Below are 709 nucleotides of genomic sequence, written 5' to 3'. Positions count from 1 at the left end.
TCAAACCTTTTGGAAGTTTCTTTTTTAATATTTTTTCATTACTATCTCTAATTTTATTAATTTTATTATTTTCTATTAACTTCATTAATCTTCCTAAAATATGTAAAGTTCTTTTAGTAATATTATTTAATCTTTCAATATTCTCTCTAATTTTTACCAATTCCTTTTCTATATCAATACTTTTATCTTTTTCTATTCTATCTAAATATTCTTCAAGCTCTTCCAAAAATCTCAATTCTTCAAAATCATCCAACATTTTTCCTAACCTTTACTTCGGGAAGATTTTCTCTGTATTCAGAATCCACAAGGTGAATCTGCCTTCTTATTATTCCTCTTTTTTCAATTGCAGGTTTTAAACAAAACATCTCAAAATCTTCTTTACTTACATAAGAAACATCCCTTATATGAGGGAATAGAAGCTTAAAATATGCAGTAGCTATTTTTTTAATAGCATTCACATCCCTTGTATCTGCCTTTGTTTCGGTCTCTATTAATTCATCAACTATTAAGGAGTACTCTGAAGCAAATCTTAAGGCATGTAAAACCTCAGAAAAATACTCCACATTCAAAGCATAACCTCTAACCTTCATACTTTCATTTATTCTTGGCAATCTCCACCCCTCATTAAATCCATGAAATCTATCTAAGAGGGCTGACTCTTTAAAAAATTCGGGAAGTTCCTGAAAATAAAATTGGTTTATAGGTCTCA

At 28.6% G+C, this 709-nt stretch carries 2 protein-coding genes; both read right to left on the bottom strand.

Annotation, left to right across the window (positions count from 1 at the left end; genetic code table 11):
- On the bottom strand, window positions 1–256 hold a 256-nt coding region (locus NZ841_08500), incomplete at its 3' end, for a hypothetical protein (GenBank protein MCS7202799.1).
- The coding region (locus NZ841_08495; GenBank protein MCS7202798.1) for a BREX system Lon protease-like protein BrxL at window positions 246–709 on the bottom strand (464 nt) is incomplete at its 5' end. The genes NZ841_08500 and NZ841_08495, both read right to left, overlap by 11 nt.

Origin of the sequence: Dictyoglomus sp. (genome assembly GCA_025060475.1) — a bacterium.
Taxonomy (GTDB): Bacteria; Dictyoglomota; Dictyoglomia; order Dictyoglomales; family Dictyoglomaceae; genus NZ13-RE01.
Note: the sequence above shows the minus strand (reverse complement) of the source record. Positions and strands in the feature narration are given on the sequence as shown.